The sequence below is a fragment of the Synechococcus sp. CBW1108 genome, assembly GCF_015840335.1.
In the GTDB taxonomy this organism is placed as follows: Bacteria; Cyanobacteriota; Cyanobacteriia; order PCC-6307; family Cyanobiaceae; genus Cyanobium_A.
Window position 1 is genome coordinate 125,521 of the sequence record NZ_CP060395.1, and the last position, 17,126, is coordinate 142,646.

Sequence of the window (17,126 nt, forward strand, 5' to 3'; positions counted from 1 at the left end):
GAAAAAGACTTTTGAGGTCAACTCATGAATAGCAAGCAGCCCACCCAGGCGTCGTTATCGGCTGGTTAAGGGAGGACCAAAAAATGCCAATAAAAAGCCCCCATTACTGGGGGCTTGATGGTGTGTGTGTGAGAAAGCAGATGAGGCGTGGCGAGGAGTGAATCGCCTGCTAGGCAGAGATCAGAACTTGAAGGTGGTTTGGATTACGCCGCCATAGGTGCCTTCACCATTATTTCCATCGTTGTAGTTCTTAGAGATCCAAAATACAGAAGGAGTAACCGAGATGTTATCGGAAACACGGAACTTGTAAAACAATTCATACATATAACCAGGGGCGTTCTCCTGAGCACCAGTCGAACTGGATGTCACGTAAAGGGGTGAGCCAACAGCGAAGCCAGCACTATTACCCTTGGCGAACACATCCTTCCATTGCAGGCCCACCATCCACGACCAGATGTCGGCGGAGGGGCTTTTGGCGGCGACGTCCCCCTCACTATAAATAGTGTAGCTGAAACCACCGGAGAGGGAGGGAATCCACTTGGCATCCATGGGTTGCCAGTAGCCAGCCAGCGACACGCTGTTGCTGTCTTGACCAGCTTGAAGGGTGCGGAAGAAGCTGCTGGAAGAGCTGTTGGGATCTCTCAGGCGGGCGTTCTCCGATCCGTATCGGTAAGCCACAGCAGCACCCCAGTTCTGACCCTTCACACCCAGCTGGGCCAGGATGTTCTGGGCGCTGTCAGAGCTGAATGCTCCAACCTGAGAATCAGCGTAGAAAGCGTCAGCGGCGTCTTGTGCAACCCAGTTCACATCAAAGGTGAGGAAGGGATTACCCTTTTTCACCTTTTGCTTCCAAGTGAAGCCTGCGCCGGCACCGGTGGCCTTGTTATAGGTGCCGGTGGCACCGGCCAGGTTAAAGAAGTCGAGAATTCCGGATTTGTACGCCGTGGGGATGAACGACAGCATTTCGGTGTTGCGGGTCAGGGCGCCCACCGTAAGCTTCACCTCATTACCCACTGGGAAGGAATAGAAGAGGCGATCGATGATCACACCGCCATCTGTACCTTCCGCTTTATCCAGTTTGAACACATTGCCGCTGCTGCCGAAGGGATCGTCGTTAAAGTTGCCACTGCGCAGGCGGGTACGCAGCAGGTCTTTGCCGGTAAAGCTGGTATCGAAGCTCAGACGCGCATCGTAATTGAAGGTGGTTTTGTTCGAACCATTACCGTCGTAATCAGGTGATCCAGCGATGATCATGCTCACCTCACCCTTGAGCTTGGTGGTGGTGGAGAACTGCTGGGCTTCCAGCTTGCCCACCTTCTTCTCGAGGCCATCAACGCGGCCGCGCAGGGTGGCCAGCTCAGTCTTGAACTCATCCATCAGGCGCTGCAGCTCGTCGGTCACCTCGGTAACGCGATCCAGGCAGGCATTCAGCAGGGCCGCCGCTTCGAAGCGGGTCATGGCGTTGCCGCCTTTATAGGTGCCATTGGGATAGCCGGCCACGCAGCCGTACTTCTCCACCAGGTTGCTCAGCGCCTGGTAAGCCCAGTCGGTGGGCTGCACATCATAAAACTGGGTGACGCTGGTGACCTGGTTTTTGGATTCCCAGGCACGGAAACGATCAACATCTTGCTGTTGCATATACTCGTTGATGGCAGCATTGCCGCCCAACGAAGCCAATTCATTTGCGGAAGCGGCCATAGGGGCCACCAGGCCGGTGCCAGCTAAAGCCAGCAGCAGCTTTTTGGAAAGGGTCATCGGGTCCTCACACCGATAGGAATGGCTTCAGAACGAAGCCAGACGCAACCTAAGCAGCAGGGATTGGCCGGGCCAGCACGCGGGCTACAGGGTGGATGTATCGCAGAGCACCTGGCCAAAGGGGGCTTGATGTACTGCATCTGCCAGCAGATCTGCTGCAGCCAGCCCTAATTGCCATCCTTACAGTTGAACTGGGCTCCCTGTTTCCCCTGTGGTGATGAAGCATCAGCATCAACGAACATTGCAGGCGCTGTTTGATCACCCGATCCAGCACAACCTGCGCACCGATGCGGTGGAGGCATTGCTGGAGTAGCTTGGCGCCAGCGCGGTGAGGTGCTGTTCCTGCGTGCTGCCTCTGGCCCGCAGCGCACCCACCTCGATGGGGAGGGGATCCTGCGGTTGCGCCACTGGTTACAGCAGGCGGGCATCACGCCCGACCATCCAGACGCCATCACCACCCAGGCCGTCCGGGGCGACCAGGCCAGGCGGCTGCTGATCCACCTCGACCAAGGGGGCGCTCGCCTGTGGTGGCTGGAGGTGGTGGAGGTCCACAGGGCCGAGTTGATCCCCCATGGACTGTGGGGTTGCGGGCAACGGCTCAGCCATCGCCACGACCGGGACATCGCTGGCCAAAGAGCTCCCCTGGACCACGCCTACCTCAGCCAATTGGGCCAGGCGGTGGCTGAGGCGGATCGGGTGCTGCTGGTCGGCCACGGTCGGGGCCAGAGCGACCTGCGCCATCTTTTGGAGGAGCACCTGCGCATTCACCAGCCGGCGCTCTTGGGGCGCCTGGAAACCGTGGCCATCGATGACACCGCCTGCACTGAAGAACAGCTGCTGGCACTCGCCCGGGCCCATTTCGGCAATGCACCCCATCGGCCGCCGTTGAAGATTTCAGGCCAGGAGTGGCGCGAAGCGGGCAACCCGTCAGCAACGCCCTACGGTTTAGACAATTCTGCAGAATAGATGCAGGCTAGATGCAGACTAGATGCAGATAGGCGCTTGAGATTGCTGGATCAGGGGGGAGACTCGGCGGCATCGATATACAACTAGTAGTTGTTTCACTCAGATCAACATGCCGTCCAGGAGCAATCACCTCTCTCCCCTTGCGCTCCCGATGCTTTTGGCCGCCGCCGTAAGCGGATCAGCTCCCGCCCTAGCCCAGCAGACGCCAGCCAACAAGAAAGCACCAATCAGCTCAGAGCAGCAACTGCAGAAACGTCGTATTCAATTGCAGGGATACACCCGCCAGCAGCAGAAACAACTGGAACAAAGGCTGCAATGCATAGACAAAGCCAGCACCACGGCTGAGCTGGAGCGATGCCAACGGCTCATACCAGCCGGCGCTCAGGGCTGGGGCATGGGCTGCCCGATGTGGTGAGCCCTAGCTTCGCTCCAGGAGCCTCAGCCATTGGGCCACACCGGCAGGGCCACTGAGGCGGTAGGGCGCGCTGCTCCCCTGCCAGCCGGGCCCCACCCGCACTCCGATCACGCCGGGCCAGTTGGTGAACACGTCCTCATCGGTGCTGTCATCCCCGCAGTAGAAGCGCAGCGGCTCCCACAGGCCGCGGGCCACCGCCGAACGCTCCAGTAACTGCACCGCATGGGCCTTGGTGTGATCGATGGCCGGACGGATCTCCAGCACCATGCGGCCGCGCCGCAACCTGAACAGGCCATCGGCCTGAATCTGGTCCAACACAGGCAGCAGCTGCTCGGCCAGCGCCTGGCGCTGATCTGGAGCGAGGGCACGGCTGTGCAGGCTGAGGCTGAGGCCCTTGTGCTCCAGCCAGGCCAGGGGCCACCGGGAGAGTTGCTCGCCCAGTAGCTCGGCCACGGCATCGAGCTCGGGCCGGCGGGCTTCGGCCTCGGGATGGCGCCAGATCTGGCCGCCACTGGCGATCTCCAGGCCATGGTTGCCGGCCAGGCTGAGGTGGGGGGCCACCGCCCCCAATTGGCGCCGGAGATCACCGAGGCTGCGGCCGCTGATCACCGCCAGATCAAAAACCGGGGCAGCCTGCCGCTCCGCCAGTCGCTGCAGCACCCCTGCCAGGGAATCCGGCAGGTGGCATTGGCTCGGATCGCTGCGGATCGGCACCAGGGTGCCGTCGTAATCCAGATAGAGCAGCACGGCAGCGGCCCTGCCAATGGCCTCGCTCAGGGATTGGCGTGGCAGGGGTACGGGCCGGTGTTCTGGCACGGCTCAGGCAGGCTCCAACAGAAACCACAGCGACTCGTGGCCCAATTTGAGTGTTCCGTATCGCTGAAGATCACCCGGGCTTCCGGGTAGCGATCATCGCTTTCACTCCAAACGTAGTAGGAGAAAAAGGGGGAATCGGGCCCCTGCCTAGCCTTTTGAAACCAGTGGTGCTGATCGGAGGTATGGCTGATAACCAGATCCGTGATCACCCGCAGATCACGCTGGTGGGCCGCTTCGGTGAGCTGCTGAAAATCGGCCAAGCTGCCAATCGAAGGATCAATCTCCAAAAAATCTGAAACGTCATAGCCGTCATCGCGCAGGGGCGAGGGGAAAATTGGCATCAACCACAAACAGCTCACCCCCAGGCTTTCGATATAATCCAGTTTCTCGATCAGGCCGCGCAGGTCACCGTTGCCATCCCGGCTGCTGTCCTTGAAACCGCGCACATACACCTGATAGAAAACGGCATCTAGATGCCAGTGGCCGCCACCATTGAGCTCAGCCATGGGCCGCCAGGGGCACCAGAGCGATGCTGTCGGAGAGGATCTTGCCGCCCCAGCGGTAGACGTTGTGCTCCGCCACCTGGCTGCGCATCAGGGCCATGCGCCGCTGGCGTTCCGGCTGCGGCATGGCCAGGGCTATGGCCATGGCCGTCGCCAGCTCCTCTTCGCTGAAGGGATTCACCTGGAGGGCTCCCCCCAGCTCCAGCGCGCTCCCAGCAAAGCGGCTCAGGATCAGCACCCCATCGCCATCAATGCGGGCAGCCACGAACTCCTTGGCCACCAGGTTCATGCCGTCGTGCAGGGAGCTCACCAGGCAGAAGCGGCCCAGACGCTGCAGGGCGATCAGATCAGTGAGCTCACACTGCTCGCTGCAGAGAGCACCGGTTGCCAATGACCATCCCCCCAGCGGCGATTGATCTCCTCGGCAAGGGCCTCCAATTCGGCATGCAAGGCGCCGTATTCGCCGATATGGCCGCGGGAATTGGCCAGCTGCTGCATAAAGCGAAAGCGACCGCGCAGATCCGCCCGCTGCAGCAGCAACTGGTCCACCGCCCGCAGGCGCTGGGGCAGGCCCTTGGTGTAGTCGAGCCGATCCATGCCCACCCCCAGCAGATCCGGCTGGATCGCCCCAAGCCGCTGCCGCCAGCGCTCCATCGCCGCTTCCACCGCCGGGCAGGCGGCCAACCGGTTCCAGTGGTCGTAGTCGATGCTGATCGTATAGGTGGCCACCCGGGTGGGATGGCCGTTGCAGCCCACCTGGGTGGCTGCCTGTTGGAAATTGGCGGCGTGGGCTGGAATCTGAAAGCCCAGCAGATCGTTGCCCAAAAGGCCTTCCACCAGCTCATCGGCGTAGGGGAAAGTGCGCAGTAGCTCCGGATTCGGCCAGGGCACATGCCAAAACTGCACCAGGGTCAGCAGCGGGTTGGCCCGGCGCAGAATTGGCGCTACCAGGGCCAGGTGGAAGTCCTGCAGGAATACCAGGGCAGGACCATCACCGGCCTCCTGCAGCACGGCCTCAGCGAAGCGCTGATTCACCAGCCGATAGGTGTGCCAGTGCTCCGGATCCCACAAGGGCGGCACGAAGGCCACATGGCAGAGGGGCCAGAGGCCGCGGTTGGCCAGATTGTTGTAGTACCCATCGCACTCGGCATCGCTCGACCAGATACGCCGCAGCCGATAACGGGGCTGGTCGGGAGGTACCGCCACCCCGTCGCCGGCATCGACGCAGCGGCGATCGGCCGTGCCACTGCCATGGGCGATCCAGGTGCCCCCACTTGCCTCCGCCAAAGGCTCCAGGGCTGTAACCATGCCGCTGGCGGGCCGCTCCGTGTCCCGCGTCAACCCCCTTGGCCGATTGGCGTCAATCAAGTTGGCCGGTGAGGGGAACTGATCGCCCCCCAGTTGTCGCCGGCGACAACTGGGGGGCGATGACGCTGGAGGCGACACGAAAACTGAGCCACACATCAGTCCGAGCCATTGCCAGCACTGACTTCCTCTGATCGGCACCAGGCGACAACCACGTTGGCCGGTTAGGCGCCGAGACCTCTGCTGAGCCTTGCCCTGGAGCGCACGAGCCGGCGGACCGCACAGTCCGCCGGCAGCGCGGAGCTCCCCGCCGGGGTCTGGCACCATCGGCACCAGGTTGTCGCCGGACGACAATCTCCCGGGCTGTTCTCCGCTTCTCTACGGCTGCTGTGGCTATTTGCTGCCGCTGCGCCGGCTTGCTTGGGCGCGGCGGTGGCTGTCGCCGCTGATCTCGACGATGTGGCAGTGGTGCACCAGCCGGTCCACCGCCGCCACGGTCATTGAGCTGCTGGGGAAGATCTCATCCCAGGCGGTGAACGGCTGATTGGCGGTGATCAGCAGCGATCGGCGCTCGTAGCGGTGGCAGATCAGCTCAAACAGCACGCTGCTCTCCTGTTCATCCCGCCGCACATAGCCAATGTCATCGATCAGCAGCAGCGGGTAGCGATCCAGCCGCTCCAGCGCTGCCGGCAGGTTGTATTCGGCGCGGGCCTTCTGCAGCTCCTGCACCAGGCTCGTGGCGGGATAGAAGCGGCAGGCCTGATCCAGGCCGATCTGCGCCAAGGCGATGCCGACCGCCAGGTGCGTCTTGCCCACACCGCTGGGGCCGAACAGCAGCACGTTCTCGCCCCGCTGCAGCCACTCGCTCTGGCGGCTCAAGGCCTCCAGTTCCTGCCATCGGTGCGCCTCGATCCGGCCGCCATGGTCGTAGTCCGCCAGCGCTTTGCTCCAGGGCAGCTGGGCCGCGCGCAGCAGCCGGTGCTGGCGGGCCTGCTGGCGTTGCTCCATTTCCTGCTCGCACAGGGCATAGAGAAACTGACTGGGGCTCCAGCCCTCGCCCTCAGCCTGCGAGGCGATGCTCTGCCAGTGGCAGCGGATCCATGCCAACCGCAGCTGTCGCAGCAGGATCGGCAGGGCGGCTTCCGCCGCCTGGGGCCGCGGGATGGAGGGCAAGGAGGTCGTCATAGCTCTGCAGGCTGTGTTGGGGAATGCGTTGCGGTGGGTGGGGGCGATGGGGCGGCAGCCGGAAGCGTTGCTGCAGCGCCGCCAGCGACAGCCCTTGCCGTTGATGGGCCTTCTCGAGCCAACCCAGCACTGGCTCGTAGCCCGCCAGGCGGCAGCCCACATACAGCGCCTCGACCATCAATCGGGCGGCGGCGTCACGGTCACCGCCATTGCGCAGCTGCTGCCACAGCTGCCACCAGCGCTCATCGGGGAACAGCTCCCGCTGGTAACTGCAGTGCAGCAATGCCCGGGGTTTTCGCCTGAGCGCATCGATCAGGTGCTCCAGATCGATGCTCCACGCCCGCCCATGACGCTCGACACCGCCGTGGCGCCGCTCCAGTTCGCAGGCGATCTGCCGGCCCAGAAGCAGCTGCAGCCGGTCGTGGAAGATCCGCACCGTCAGCCGCTGGTCGATCAGCCGCGGCGGCACCGAATACACGACTCTGCGTACCTCGATCGTGCTGGTGCGCCGCACCGTGAGCTGTTCAATGTCGTAGTCGGCAAAACGAAACCGCGGTAGTGGCCGCAGCGCCGCCTGCTCCTGCTCCAGCCGGATCAGGCGCGGCCTGTTGTACTGGTCAATCACCGCGGCCAGAAAAGCCTGGTATTCAGCCAGCGACTCGAAATCACTGCTGCCGCGCAGCAGCAACGCCTGCTCGATCCGCCGCTTGAGATGGCCATGGGGACTCTCCACACGGCCGTTCTCATGCGCCACCCCCAGGTTGTTGCGGCTGTAGGCCAGGCTGTAGTGGCTGCAGAGGGCGTGATAACGGCGGGTGATGTCGGAGCTGAAACTGCCGTTGCGGTTACGGCACGCTGCTGATAACCGGTCGGTGCGCAGTTCACCTGGCACCCCGCCGCAGGCAGCCAGAGCGTTCTGCAGACCCTCGGAGAGGGCTGCAAAACTCTCGCCGCCCTGGACCACCTGCGCATAGCTCCAGCCGCTCCAGGCCAGGCGGTAGTGGAACAGCAGATGGGGGAACACCTGGCCGGCGATCGTCACCTCCACCCCCTTGAGCTGGGTGAAGTCACAGAAGGCAATTTCGCCAGGCTCATAGCTCAAAGGGAAGATCACCTCCGGCGCCGGGCCGTGCAGTGCCTTCCACTCCCGCACCCGGCGCTGCAGGGTGCGCTGTAGCGGAATCCAGTCCACATCAGGTTTCTGCTGCTGCAGATGCTCCAGGAGCGTGATCGGCGTCAGCGCGGGTGAGCGCTGCAGCAACGGCACCAGCTCCTCCTCCCATACCCCTACCAGCGGATCGGGGCGGGTGCGGCCACGGGGCTGGTTCGCCCGCGGCTGCAGCTGATTGCATTCAATCCGGCGAGCACTGCGCACTGAGATGCCCGCCGCCGCGGCAGCAGCCTCCTGGCTGCTGCCGCCTCGTCGTTTCGTCATGAACAGATTGCGTTGGTGGCTTGTCAGTGGTGCCGGCATCACCTGGTCCCTGCGCATCGGCACCAGGGTCTCCAGCACTCACCCCACCGGCCAACGAGCTTGTCGCCGACCGGCCAACTTCATTGTCGGCGGGCCGCTCCGCCACCACCGAACCATTGCGACTGCTGTGGATCCAGGGCTGCCGGTTAGAGGCCAGAATCAGTGGCAGATCCCCCAACCCCTGACGGATCAAGGCCTGCAGACGGCCGCGGTTCCAGGAGGGGGGCATGCAAGGCTCTAACAAGCAAGTTCAGCCTGGGGCTGGTGCCATGCCGCGGTTGGGAATCCAGCAGGGATGACCCAGCTGTGCGGCAATCGTGCGGCAATAGTGCGGGAAATCGTGCCGCTCAGCCCCAAGGGCCGGCAAGTCGGCCCAAACCCAGCCTCAGCCTGTCCAATTTGCTGCTGGCGGCCCCGCCCCAAAGCAGATCACGCCGCAGCCGCCGGCGCTGCTGAGCGGGCAGCAGCTCCTGTGTTAATTCGCTCCAGCGCTCCCAGCAGTGGCTCTGGCTCACCTCCAGCAGCCAGGCCAACTGGGGCAGTTTCAGCGCCAATTCGCTCTGGAGCTGGTCGTTGATGGCGCGCTGGAGCACCAGCAGGTCGTTGCATTCGCCCAACAGCTCCTGGCCGCGCTTGAAGCAGCCGATCCATGGGGCGCTGCTGGGGCCCTGGAGGGGAGCCAGGTTCTCGAGCCGGTAGCGCACCTGCTTGAGCTGGCGGCGCAGTTCGTGCAAGCAGTCTGGATCTTGAGCCAAAGACCCCACCTGCCAGCCGGGATGGAGAAAGAGCCCCGCCAGGCATGGCAGCTGCCAATCGGCGATCCAGGCTGCAATCGGCTGCTGGCCCAGGGCCGTGAATTCGGGCTGCTTGAACCAGCGCTGCAGCTGGGCCAAACCCTCTAGATAACTGGGGCTCTTGAGCACCTCCACCACATGGTCGTAGGCCAGGCGGCGCTCGCGTCGCAACTGCTTGAGCACGGGGCGCAGGGTTTGCACCTCAGCCTCCGGAAGCTGGGGCAGCAAGCCATCTTCCAGCCGCTCCCGCAACACATCTAGATCCCTGGCCATCCCCAGCCTGCGCACCCATTTGGCCAGGCGTTGGTTGTTGAGCGCGGCAGGAACCTGCAGGGCGGGCTCAAACTGAACCAGGGTGGTGCTGAGCCGGCGCATCGCCACCCGCATCTGATGCAGGGGCTCGGTTCCCTCCCCCGCCGCAACCGGCGCCTGCAGCTGCACCAGCTTGCCTACCTGCTTCTGCAGGAGGTCGAGGGCATAGGCGCCATTGCTTACATCGCGAAGCTGCGCCATTGAGAGATCAACGGAATTCCGGTTTCTTGATACTCTCGAGACTACGTTGCAGCGCTTGTCCCGTAGTCAGTCCCACGGGTAGGTCGCCGCCGAAGGCCGTGCCCAGCACGTGGCGATAGAGCTTACTTTCCACCAGGCGATAGGTGCTGGAGGGCATGGGGATGTAGCCAGCTTGCTTGACCAGCTTGAGCCCATTGGCAATTGTGTAGGTCACAAATTTGCGCAGCTCAGGTCGCTGTCGCAGGGCCTTGTCGTTGATGTAGATAAATAGAGGACGGGACAGGGGCACATAGGTTTCGTTCTGCACCGACTGGGCCGAGGGGGTTGCCAACCCCTTCTTGCCCAGCACGGCTAGGGGCTTGAGTCGCTTGGCGTTGGCCTGGTAATAGGCAAAGCCAAAATATCCGAGGGCGTCAGGATTTTTAGCTACGCAGGCCACTAAATCATTATCATTTTCACTGGCGAAATAATCAGTTCGTGAATTAGCTTCGTCGCCATTAATGGCCTTATTGAAGTAATCAAAGGTGCCGGAATCCTTGCCCGGGCCGCAGAGGCTGATTGGTCGATCGGGCCAATCCAGGTTCACCTGGTTCCAGCGGGTCACCTTGCCGGTTGCCTGCCGGTTCCAGAGCCGCCCCAACTCCTTGGTGGAGATCCGGGAAGCCCAGCTGTTCTTTGGATTCACCACCACGGTGATCGCGTCGAAGCCGATCGGTAGCTCCAGAAACGTCACTCCCTTGGCGGCGCAAGCCTTGAGCTCCTTGGCACTGATCGGGCGGGAGGCGTTGGCGAAAACCAGCTGGCCGCTGCAGAACTGGCGGAAGCCCGCCGAGGTGCCCGTCTCCTTGAGCTCAAAACGCACCTGGCGGTTGGCGCCACCCTTCTGGTAGGCCTTAATCGCGGTTTGAACCACGGGGAACACCGTGCTCGAGCCGCCGATGCGCAACGGCTCCGGCACCGCCTGCGCCCGCGAGGGCAGCTGAGAAAACAGCTGGGAAAGCAGCAGCGGGGCGAAAAAAGTAAGGATGGGGCGCATGACCTTGGCCATCACCCCAGAACTCTGGGCGACCGGGCGCTCAAAAGGGGTTAAGGCCAGGTTGTGCTTTGCAGGTTGGGGCCTCAGCGGGGGGCAGTCCAGTCTTGAAACCAACCACGGCGCCAGAGCCAATAGGCCTGAATCAAGGCCACCAACGCCATTAAAACCAGGGCATAAAGATAACCATAACGCCAGCTGAGTTCGGGCATGGCAGCAAAATTCATGCCGTAAATACCACCGATGAAGGTGAGGGGCGCAAAAATACTTGTCAAGATGGTGAGCGTTTTCATCACCTGGTTCATACGGTTGCCCACGCTGGCGGCATAGGCCTGGGTGATCGCATCGCACTGATGCCGCAATAGCTCGCAATTTTCAAACAACAGCTCCACCAGCTCTGCCATCTCCTGGAAGCCCACCAGGGCCTCATCCCCCAGCAGCTGTTGCCGCTGGCGCAGCAGCACCCTGATCTAGTGGCGCAGGGGCCACACCTTGTTGCGAATCGTGCGCAGGTTGCTGCGGTGCTCAAAGGCCCGGGTCAGCAGCTTGGGCTTGGGGTCCCGCAGGGCCGCCTCCTCCAGGTCGTCAAGGCGATTGGCGATCTGCTCCAACATCGGAAACAGCTCATCGAGCAGTTCATCCACCAGAAAGTGGAGGATGTCATCTAGATCCCGGTGTTCCACCGCTCCCACCCGGGATTCGAGCCAGGCGGTGAGCGCCGGAAACGACTCCCCGCTCGGAGCCTCTTCAAAAGTGATCAGGAGATTGGGCAGCAGCAGCAAGCCCACCTGGGAGCTGAGCAAATGCAGGGGATCCCGGGCAAAGCTGAGCCGATGCAGCACCACAAGCAGGGCCCCATCCAGCCCATCTACCCGGGAGCGCTGCGGCACCTCCAGCAAGGGGGGCAGCAACATCGGAGGCACCTGGAGCACCTCCAGCATGGCTTCCACCTGCCGCCGATCCGCCAGACCCATCACCCGCAACCAGATCGGATCGCCACGCCGGTGGAGCTGGGCAAGCTCTTGGCATGATTTCAGCGGCACCAGCCGCGGCCCTTCACGCTCAAACAACACGGCGCTGAAGCAGCTGCTGTGCCTACCCCCGTGCACAAACAGATGGGCCGGCAGGTTGGCAGGGCGCTCCTCGAGGAGGTGGGAATTCAGAGCACCAGGGGTGGGGCGCAGCACGGCAAGGGGGGTGGGGGAGCCAGCCAGCGGTTGAGCAGCTGGCCGCCACCCACAATGCTGGCCTGGATCAGCAGGCACAGCACCACCTGGGGAAACCAACCAGCGGAGGACTGGTCCATGGCAAGGGGTCACAGCACCAATTGATCCTCGAACCCGCAGCAAAGCCGGTTCGTGCCCCAGGCCACACCAGCTGGGGTCTTCACCGATTCTTAATTGCCTCCTCCCTAATATGAGCGGGTACGTGCTGATGCCGGTGAGCCCTGCCAGATCGGGTAAATCCGGTGCCCCTGCGCCGGAGCCGGATTCGGCGCTGAACGCCCTAGCTTCACCGATGGAAGCCCATTCTGCTTATCACGGCGACGACTGGAGCCCCCAGCGGCTGATGTTCCACCAGAACCTCGAATCCTTCGCCGAGCGGGTGGGGCTGGTTGTGGGCCTGCAGAGCAACGGCAAGGTGAGCCAGGAACAGGCCTATGGCCAAATCAGGCGGATCTGGAAAGAGCTCAAGGAGAGCAAAGATGCCCTGCTGAATTCGACGAAAGAGGATGGCTAGGCCCTTGGTTTAGGATTAGTCATACGGTTTGATCCAGCTTGAACAGCTTGGCGCGCCTACCGCTGGTGTTTCACGACCAACAGGCGGTTGTGGATATCGACCCCCAGGCATTGGCGACCAAGCTGGCCCAGCACTTCCCCGTGCTGGAATTTGCCCCCCGGGATGCCAGGGCCAATCCCTTCCTGCACCGGGCCAGCACCGCCAAGGCCGGCGAGCTCACCCTCACCTCCGGCTACACCAGCCCGATCCATGGCTACATCGGCGAAAATCCCGGCATAGGTGCCATCAACATCTGCTACGCCGGAGGCGCCGCCTACACGGTGGACGGCCACAGCCACCGCATCCATGGCGAGGCGCAGCTGTTTTTCACTCCCGGTTTCGCTTACAGCTACAACACCGATCACTACAACGGGCTGGTGCTGCATGTAGATCTCAAACGCCTGCAAACCACCGCCGCCACCATCGGCGGGGTGGGGATCTCGGAGCGTCGCTTCGCCGCCGATCTGCAGCGCCCCCAGGTGCTCTCGCTGCTGGGGGAGCGGCAGGGCGAACTGCTGGGCACCCTGCACCGAGCCTTTGCCCTGCTGGATGCACCGGGATTGGAACAGCAGGGCGAGCTGGGGCTCCTTCAGCTCGACGACCTCATCTACCGGATTCTGGCCCTGGCTCTCTGCCCCCAACTGGCGCAGCAGTCTCTGAGCGGCCACCAGCGCGGCGATTGCTCCACAAGACAAAGGATCTTTGAGGAGTTGCTGGAGTGGATCCAGGCCAACCTCCGCTCACCCATCAACCTCACCCAGCTGGAGCAGCGCAGCGGCTACTCCCGGCGCAACCTACAGCTGGCCTTCAGCCAGCGCTTCGGCTGCGGCCCCATGCAATGGATTCGGCGCCAACGCCTCGACCTGGCCAGGCAACAGCTGCTCAAGCCCGGCCCCGGCGACAGCGTGGCTGGGATCGCGGCCAAGTTTGGCTTTGCGAGCCTCCCTGCCTTCAGCCGCGACTTCCACAGCGTCTATGGCGTCCGTCCATCCGAGCTGCTGCGGGAAGGCAGGCGGGTGTATGGCTGAGGGGCCTGTGACCCCGGCGCCAGGGGTGGTTCTGGCTGTCAACGCCGGCAGCTCCAGCCTCAAGCTCAGCCTGCTCGATCAGCAGCAACGGCCCCTCCAGCAGCACCAATGCCCTTTGGGCAAGGGCGAGCTGCCCGGGCAGCTCGCCCACTGGCTCAAGGAGAAGCTGGCGCCCTGGCAGGGCCGCATCGAGCTGGTGGTGCATCGGCTCGTGCATGGCGGCGACGCCTACCGCACGGCCACCCGGCTGACCCCGGCAGTCATCCGGGACCTCAGCCAACTGATTCCCCTCGCCCCGCTCCACAACGGGCCCGCCCTGCAACTGATCAGCTGGCTGCAGACCGTCCTGGAAACTCCGCCCCAATGGGCCTGCTTTGACACGGGCTTCCACAGCACCCTGCCCGCCCAGGCCCGCACCTACGCGATTCCCGAGGCCTGGCGCGCCTCCGGCCTGCGCCGGTTCGGCTTCCACGGCCTCAACCACCAGCATGTGGCCGAGGTGGTGCGGGTGCCCCTTTTGATCAGCTGCCATCTGGGCGCGGGCTGCTCCCTGTGTGCTATCCGCGACGGGATCAGCATTGCCACCACCATGGGCTTCACCCCCCTCGATGGCCTGGTGATGGCCACCCGCTGCGGCTCCCTCGATCCCGGTGTGCTGCTGCACCAACTGCGGGCTGGGCTCACGGCCCAGGAGCTCGAGCAAGCCCTGACCCACCAAAGTGGGCTGCTGGGGCTCTCCGGGCTGAGCGGCGATATGCGAGTCCTGCGGGAAGCGGCGGCAGCCGGCCACGCCGGTGCCCAGCTGGCCATCGGCGTATTTCGCCACCAGTTGCTGCAGGGAATTGGGGCCATGGCAGCCAGCCTCGGCGGCGTGGATGCGATCGCCCTCAGCGGCGGCATCGGCGAGCACGATGGGGCCCTGGTGGAGGAACTGCGGCAGGCGCTCGGCTGGCTCGGCCCGCTCAAGCTGGTGCAGGTCGCCGCCGACGAGGAGGGCCAGATGGCCAGGGCCTGCCTGGCGGCGAGCGCTAGGGACGCACCCGGGAGTTACTTTTGAAGCCGGGCATGAAGCGCCGCTCGTGCTGGGCGCCGGTGAGCATGCGGTTCCAGTAGAGGGAGGGCAGCAGCCTGCGCTTGACCCACCACATGCTCCAGCGCTCCTTGGTGGGATCAAGCGGGAAGGAAGGCACCGGCTGCTGGTCGTAGTTGAACTCGGCCATGATCGCCGTGCCGTAGCCAGTGATCAGCGGGCAGCAGCTATAGCCGTCATAGGCCGCCGCCAGGGATTGGCCGTCGAGCAGTGCCAGCAGATTGGCCACCAGCACCGGCGCCTGGCCGCGCACCGCCGCTGCGGTTTTGGAGTTGGGCAGGCCACTGACATCGCCCAGGGAGAACACATTCGGGTGACGCAGGTGCTGCAGGCTGAACTTGTCCACCTCCACAAACCCGCTCGGCGCCGCCAGCGGGCTGGCCGCAACCACATCGGGAGCCGCCATCGGCGGGGTGACATGCAGCATTGCGTAAGGGACGACCTCCTCGCGACTGCTCTCCCCCTCACTCACGCGGAACACCGCCTCCTGGCTGGCCGCGCGCACCTCGGTGAGCACGTGGTTGTAGCGGGCATCGATGCCCTTGCGCGCCACCAGCTCCCGCAGCGGCGCTGCATAGATGGGCACCCCGAAGATGCCTGGGGTGGCAGTGGCATAGATCACCCGGGCCTGCAGACGTTTTTTCGCGAACAGATCAGCCGCCAGATAGGCAATCTTCTGGGGCGCGCCCGGGCACTTGATCGGCATCGACGGACAGGTGAACACTGCTTGCCCTACCCCGGCTTGCCCGCCCTTGAAGGCCCGGATCGTTTCCCAGGTGTAGGCGGCGTGATCCTTGCTGTAGTTGCTGCAGACTCCACCGCGGCCCAGGGCCTCCGGCAGACCCTTGACCTTGTCCCAGCAGAGCTTGAGTCCGGTTGCCACCACCAACACCCCGTAGCTGAGCGTGGCGCCTCCAGCGGTGCTGAGCCGGTTGTGCAGCGGATCAAAGCCGGCCACCGCGTCCCGAATCCAGTGAACGCCTGCGGGAATCAGGTCGCCCTCGGCGCGACGGGTCTCCTCGAAGCTGAACACCCCAGCCCCCACCAGGGTCCAGCCGGGTTGGTAGTAGTGATCGCTGCAAGGCTCAAGGATCGCCACATCCAGAGATGGCCTGGCCCGCTTGAGCTGGGCGGCAACGGTTATCCCGGCAGCCCCGCCGCCAACAATCAGAATCTGGTGGTGGACCATAAAAAAGGCTTCCGGTTCAGCTCGGGCTGGGTGCCAATTACTTGATCTATCAGGCAGGGACCCACTCCCTGCCAGCCTGTCACCTTGCGACAGATCATCTCCCCGTTTCCGTTCGCGATGTCCAGCCAGCGGCTCAGCCTGCGCCAACCCGATGACTGGCATGTGCACCTGCGCGACGGGGCGATGCTGCAGGCTGTGGCCAGGGCCACAGCGCGTCAGTTCGCCCGGGCGATCGTGATGCCCAACCTCAGCCCGCCGGTCACAACCGTGGCGGCGGCGGCGGCCTACCGCCAGCGCATCGCCGCGGCCCTGCCCGATGGCTGCGATTTCCAACCCCTGCTGACGGCCTATCTCACCGATGCGATCGACCCAGCCGAGATCGCCCTGGGCTTTGGCGAGGGGGCCTGGGTGGCCTGCAAGCTCTACCCCGCCAACGCCACCACCAACTCCGCTGCCGGGGTGACTGCCATCGAGGGCCTCACCCCGGTGTTCGAAACCCTCGAGCGCATCGGCATGCCCCTGCTGATCCACGGCGAGGTAACCAGCCCCGATATCGACATTTTTGATCGGGAGGCAGTATTCATCGAGCGCCACCTAGGGCCCCTGTTGGGGCGCCATCCGGGCCTGAAGGTGGTGCTGGAGCACATCACCACCATCGATGCGGTCGATTTTGTGCGCACGGGCCCGGCCAACCTGGCGGCCACGATCACGCCCCACCACCTGCACATCAACCGCAACGCCATGTTTGCCGGCGGCCTGCGGCCCGACCTCTACTGCCTGCCGGTGGCCAAGCGGGAACTGCACCGCATCGCCCTGCGGGGCGCCGCCACCTCCGGCAATCCGAAGTTCTTCCTGGGCACCGATTCCGCACCCCACGCCCGCACTGCCAAGGAAGCGGCCTGCGGCTGCGCAGGCATTTTCAATGCCCCATTTGCGCTGGAGAGCTACGCGGAGGTGTTTGAGCAGGAGAACGCCCTGGAAAAGCTGGAGGCCTTCGCCTCGGAGTTTGGACCCCGTTTCTATGGGCTACCGCTGAACCCCGGCCAGACCAGCCTAGTGCGCGAGCCGCTGGAGGTGCCCCGCCAACTGCATCTCAACGACGCGGCCGGCACCGCCGTCGAGCTGGTGCCCTTCCATGCCGGGGAAACTCTGCCCTGGCGGCTTCAGCTTGACGCCCCGATCGCGCCGAGGTGATAGCAGGCCCGCTCCAGGTGCTGACTCACCCGCCGCAGCCAGCGAATCGCCTCCAGCCCAGGCCAATTACAAAGAGCTGTGTCAGCC

At 63.8% G+C, this 17,126-nt stretch carries 17 protein-coding genes and 1 pseudogene; 5 read left to right on the forward strand and 13 right to left on the reverse strand.

Features of this window, described 5'->3' with window-relative positions; genetic code table 11:
* Positions 1–180: 180 nt before the first annotated feature.
* Entirely contained in the window at positions 181–1,755 is a 1,575-nt protein-coding gene (locus H8F27_RS00720; RefSeq protein ID WP_197150252.1) for an iron uptake porin, read from the reverse strand.
* Between the two features lie 333 nt (positions 1,756–2,088).
* Between H8F27_RS00720 and H8F27_RS00725 the strand changes: the two genes are divergently transcribed.
* Positions 2,089–2,721 carry a hypothetical protein gene (locus tag H8F27_RS00725; RefSeq protein ID WP_197150261.1) on the forward strand — a complete coding sequence of 211 codons (633 nt, stop codon included), beginning with the start codon at positions 2,089–2,091 and terminating at the stop codon, positions 2,719–2,721.
* Positions 2,722–2,953: 232 nt separating this feature from the next.
* Here H8F27_RS00725 and H8F27_RS17890 read toward each other — a convergent pair whose 3' ends face one another.
* The 11 genes and pseudogenes from H8F27_RS17890 to H8F27_RS00770 all read right to left on the reverse strand — a co-directional run bounded on the left by H8F27_RS17890 (position 2,954) and on the right by H8F27_RS00770 (position 12,065).
* Positions 2,954–3,082: a hypothetical protein gene (locus H8F27_RS17890; protein ID WP_255517720.1), complete on the reverse strand. Its 129-nt coding sequence runs from the start codon at positions 3,080–3,082 to the stop codon at positions 2,954–2,956.
* Between the two features lie 57 nt (positions 3,083–3,139).
* Positions 3,140–3,952, reverse strand: a complete 813-nt coding sequence (gene otsB / locus H8F27_RS00730) for a trehalose-phosphatase (RefSeq protein WP_197150275.1) — start codon at positions 3,950–3,952, stop codon at positions 3,140–3,142.
* Positions 3,910–4,458 carry an alpha-amylase family glycosyl hydrolase gene (locus H8F27_RS00735; protein ID WP_197150278.1) on the reverse strand — a complete coding sequence of 183 codons (549 nt, stop codon included), beginning with the start codon at positions 4,456–4,458 and terminating at the stop codon, positions 3,910–3,912. Before H8F27_RS00735 ends, otsB begins: the two co-directional genes overlap by 43 nt.
* Positions 4,451–4,846: a trehalose-6-phosphate synthase gene (locus H8F27_RS00740; protein WP_197150287.1), complete on the reverse strand. Its 396-nt coding sequence runs from the start codon at positions 4,844–4,846 to the stop codon at positions 4,451–4,453. The genes H8F27_RS00735 and H8F27_RS00740 overlap by 8 nt, the downstream gene beginning before the upstream one ends.
* A complete protein-coding gene (locus tag H8F27_RS00745) occupies positions 4,798–5,796 on the reverse strand; it encodes a trehalose-6-phosphate synthase (protein ID WP_197150302.1) in 999 nt (332 codons plus the stop codon). The genes H8F27_RS00740 and H8F27_RS00745 overlap by 49 nt, the downstream gene beginning before the upstream one ends.
* A 357-nt stretch (positions 5,797–6,153) precedes the next feature.
* Positions 6,154–6,867 (reverse strand): IS21-like element helper ATPase IstB, encoded by a 714-nt coding sequence (istB, locus tag H8F27_RS00750; RefSeq protein WP_231596186.1) that lies wholly within the window; start codon positions 6,865–6,867, stop codon positions 6,154–6,156.
* Positions 6,821–8,458 carry an IS21 family transposase gene (gene istA / locus H8F27_RS17370; RefSeq protein WP_231596353.1) on the reverse strand — a complete coding sequence of 546 codons (1,638 nt, stop codon included), beginning with the start codon at positions 8,456–8,458 and terminating at the stop codon, positions 6,821–6,823. The genes istB and istA overlap by 47 nt, the downstream gene beginning before the upstream one ends.
* A 308-nt stretch (positions 8,459–8,766) precedes the next feature.
* Positions 8,767–9,726 carry a CHAD domain-containing protein gene (locus H8F27_RS00755; RefSeq protein WP_197150305.1) on the reverse strand — a complete coding sequence of 320 codons (960 nt, stop codon included), beginning with the start codon at positions 9,724–9,726 and terminating at the stop codon, positions 8,767–8,769.
* 7 nt (positions 9,727–9,733) lie between these two features.
* Complete coding sequence (locus H8F27_RS00760) at positions 9,734–10,774, reverse strand: PstS family phosphate ABC transporter substrate-binding protein (RefSeq protein WP_231596426.1); 1,041 nt, start codon at positions 10,772–10,774, stop codon at positions 9,734–9,736.
* Between the two features lie 71 nt (positions 10,775–10,845).
* A pseudogene (corA, locus tag H8F27_RS00765) lies at positions 10,846–11,946 on the reverse strand (magnesium/cobalt transporter CorA).
* A complete protein-coding gene (locus H8F27_RS00770) occupies positions 11,919–12,065 on the reverse strand; it encodes a hypothetical protein (RefSeq protein ID WP_197150307.1) in 147 nt (48 codons plus the stop codon). Before H8F27_RS00770 ends, corA begins: the two are co-directional and overlap by 28 nt.
* Before the next feature lie 212 nt (positions 12,066–12,277).
* Between H8F27_RS00770 and H8F27_RS00775 the strand changes: the two genes are divergently transcribed.
* The 3 genes from H8F27_RS00775 to H8F27_RS00785 are packed head-to-tail and all read left to right on the forward strand — an operon-like array spanning position 12,278 to position 14,623.
* Positions 12,278–12,499, forward strand: coding sequence for a hypothetical protein (locus H8F27_RS00775; protein WP_197153273.1), 222 nt, complete (start codon positions 12,278–12,280; stop codon positions 12,497–12,499).
* A 38-nt stretch (positions 12,500–12,537) separates the two neighbouring features.
* A complete protein-coding gene (locus H8F27_RS00780; protein WP_197150319.1) occupies positions 12,538–13,566 on the forward strand; it encodes an AraC family transcriptional regulator in 1,029 nt (342 codons plus the stop codon).
* 7 nt (positions 13,567–13,573) lie between these two features.
* Positions 13,574–14,623 (forward strand): acetate kinase, encoded by a 1,050-nt coding sequence (locus tag H8F27_RS00785; protein WP_231596427.1) that lies wholly within the window; start codon positions 13,574–13,576, stop codon positions 14,621–14,623.
* Here H8F27_RS00785 and H8F27_RS00790 read toward each other — a convergent pair.
* Positions 14,595–15,845: an FAD/NAD(P)-binding oxidoreductase gene (locus tag H8F27_RS00790; protein ID WP_197150323.1), complete on the reverse strand. Its 1,251-nt coding sequence runs from the start codon at positions 15,843–15,845 to the stop codon at positions 14,595–14,597. The two genes, H8F27_RS00785 and H8F27_RS00790, sit on opposite strands and share 29 nt — an antisense overlap.
* Positions 15,846–15,962: 117 nt before the next feature.
* On the opposite strand from H8F27_RS00790, the gene pyrC reads away from it, so the two are divergent.
* Positions 15,963–17,039, forward strand: a complete 1,077-nt coding sequence (gene pyrC / locus H8F27_RS00795; RefSeq protein ID WP_197150325.1) for a dihydroorotase — start codon at positions 15,963–15,965, stop codon at positions 17,037–17,039.
* The last annotated feature ends 87 nt before the right edge of the window (positions 17,040–17,126 follow it).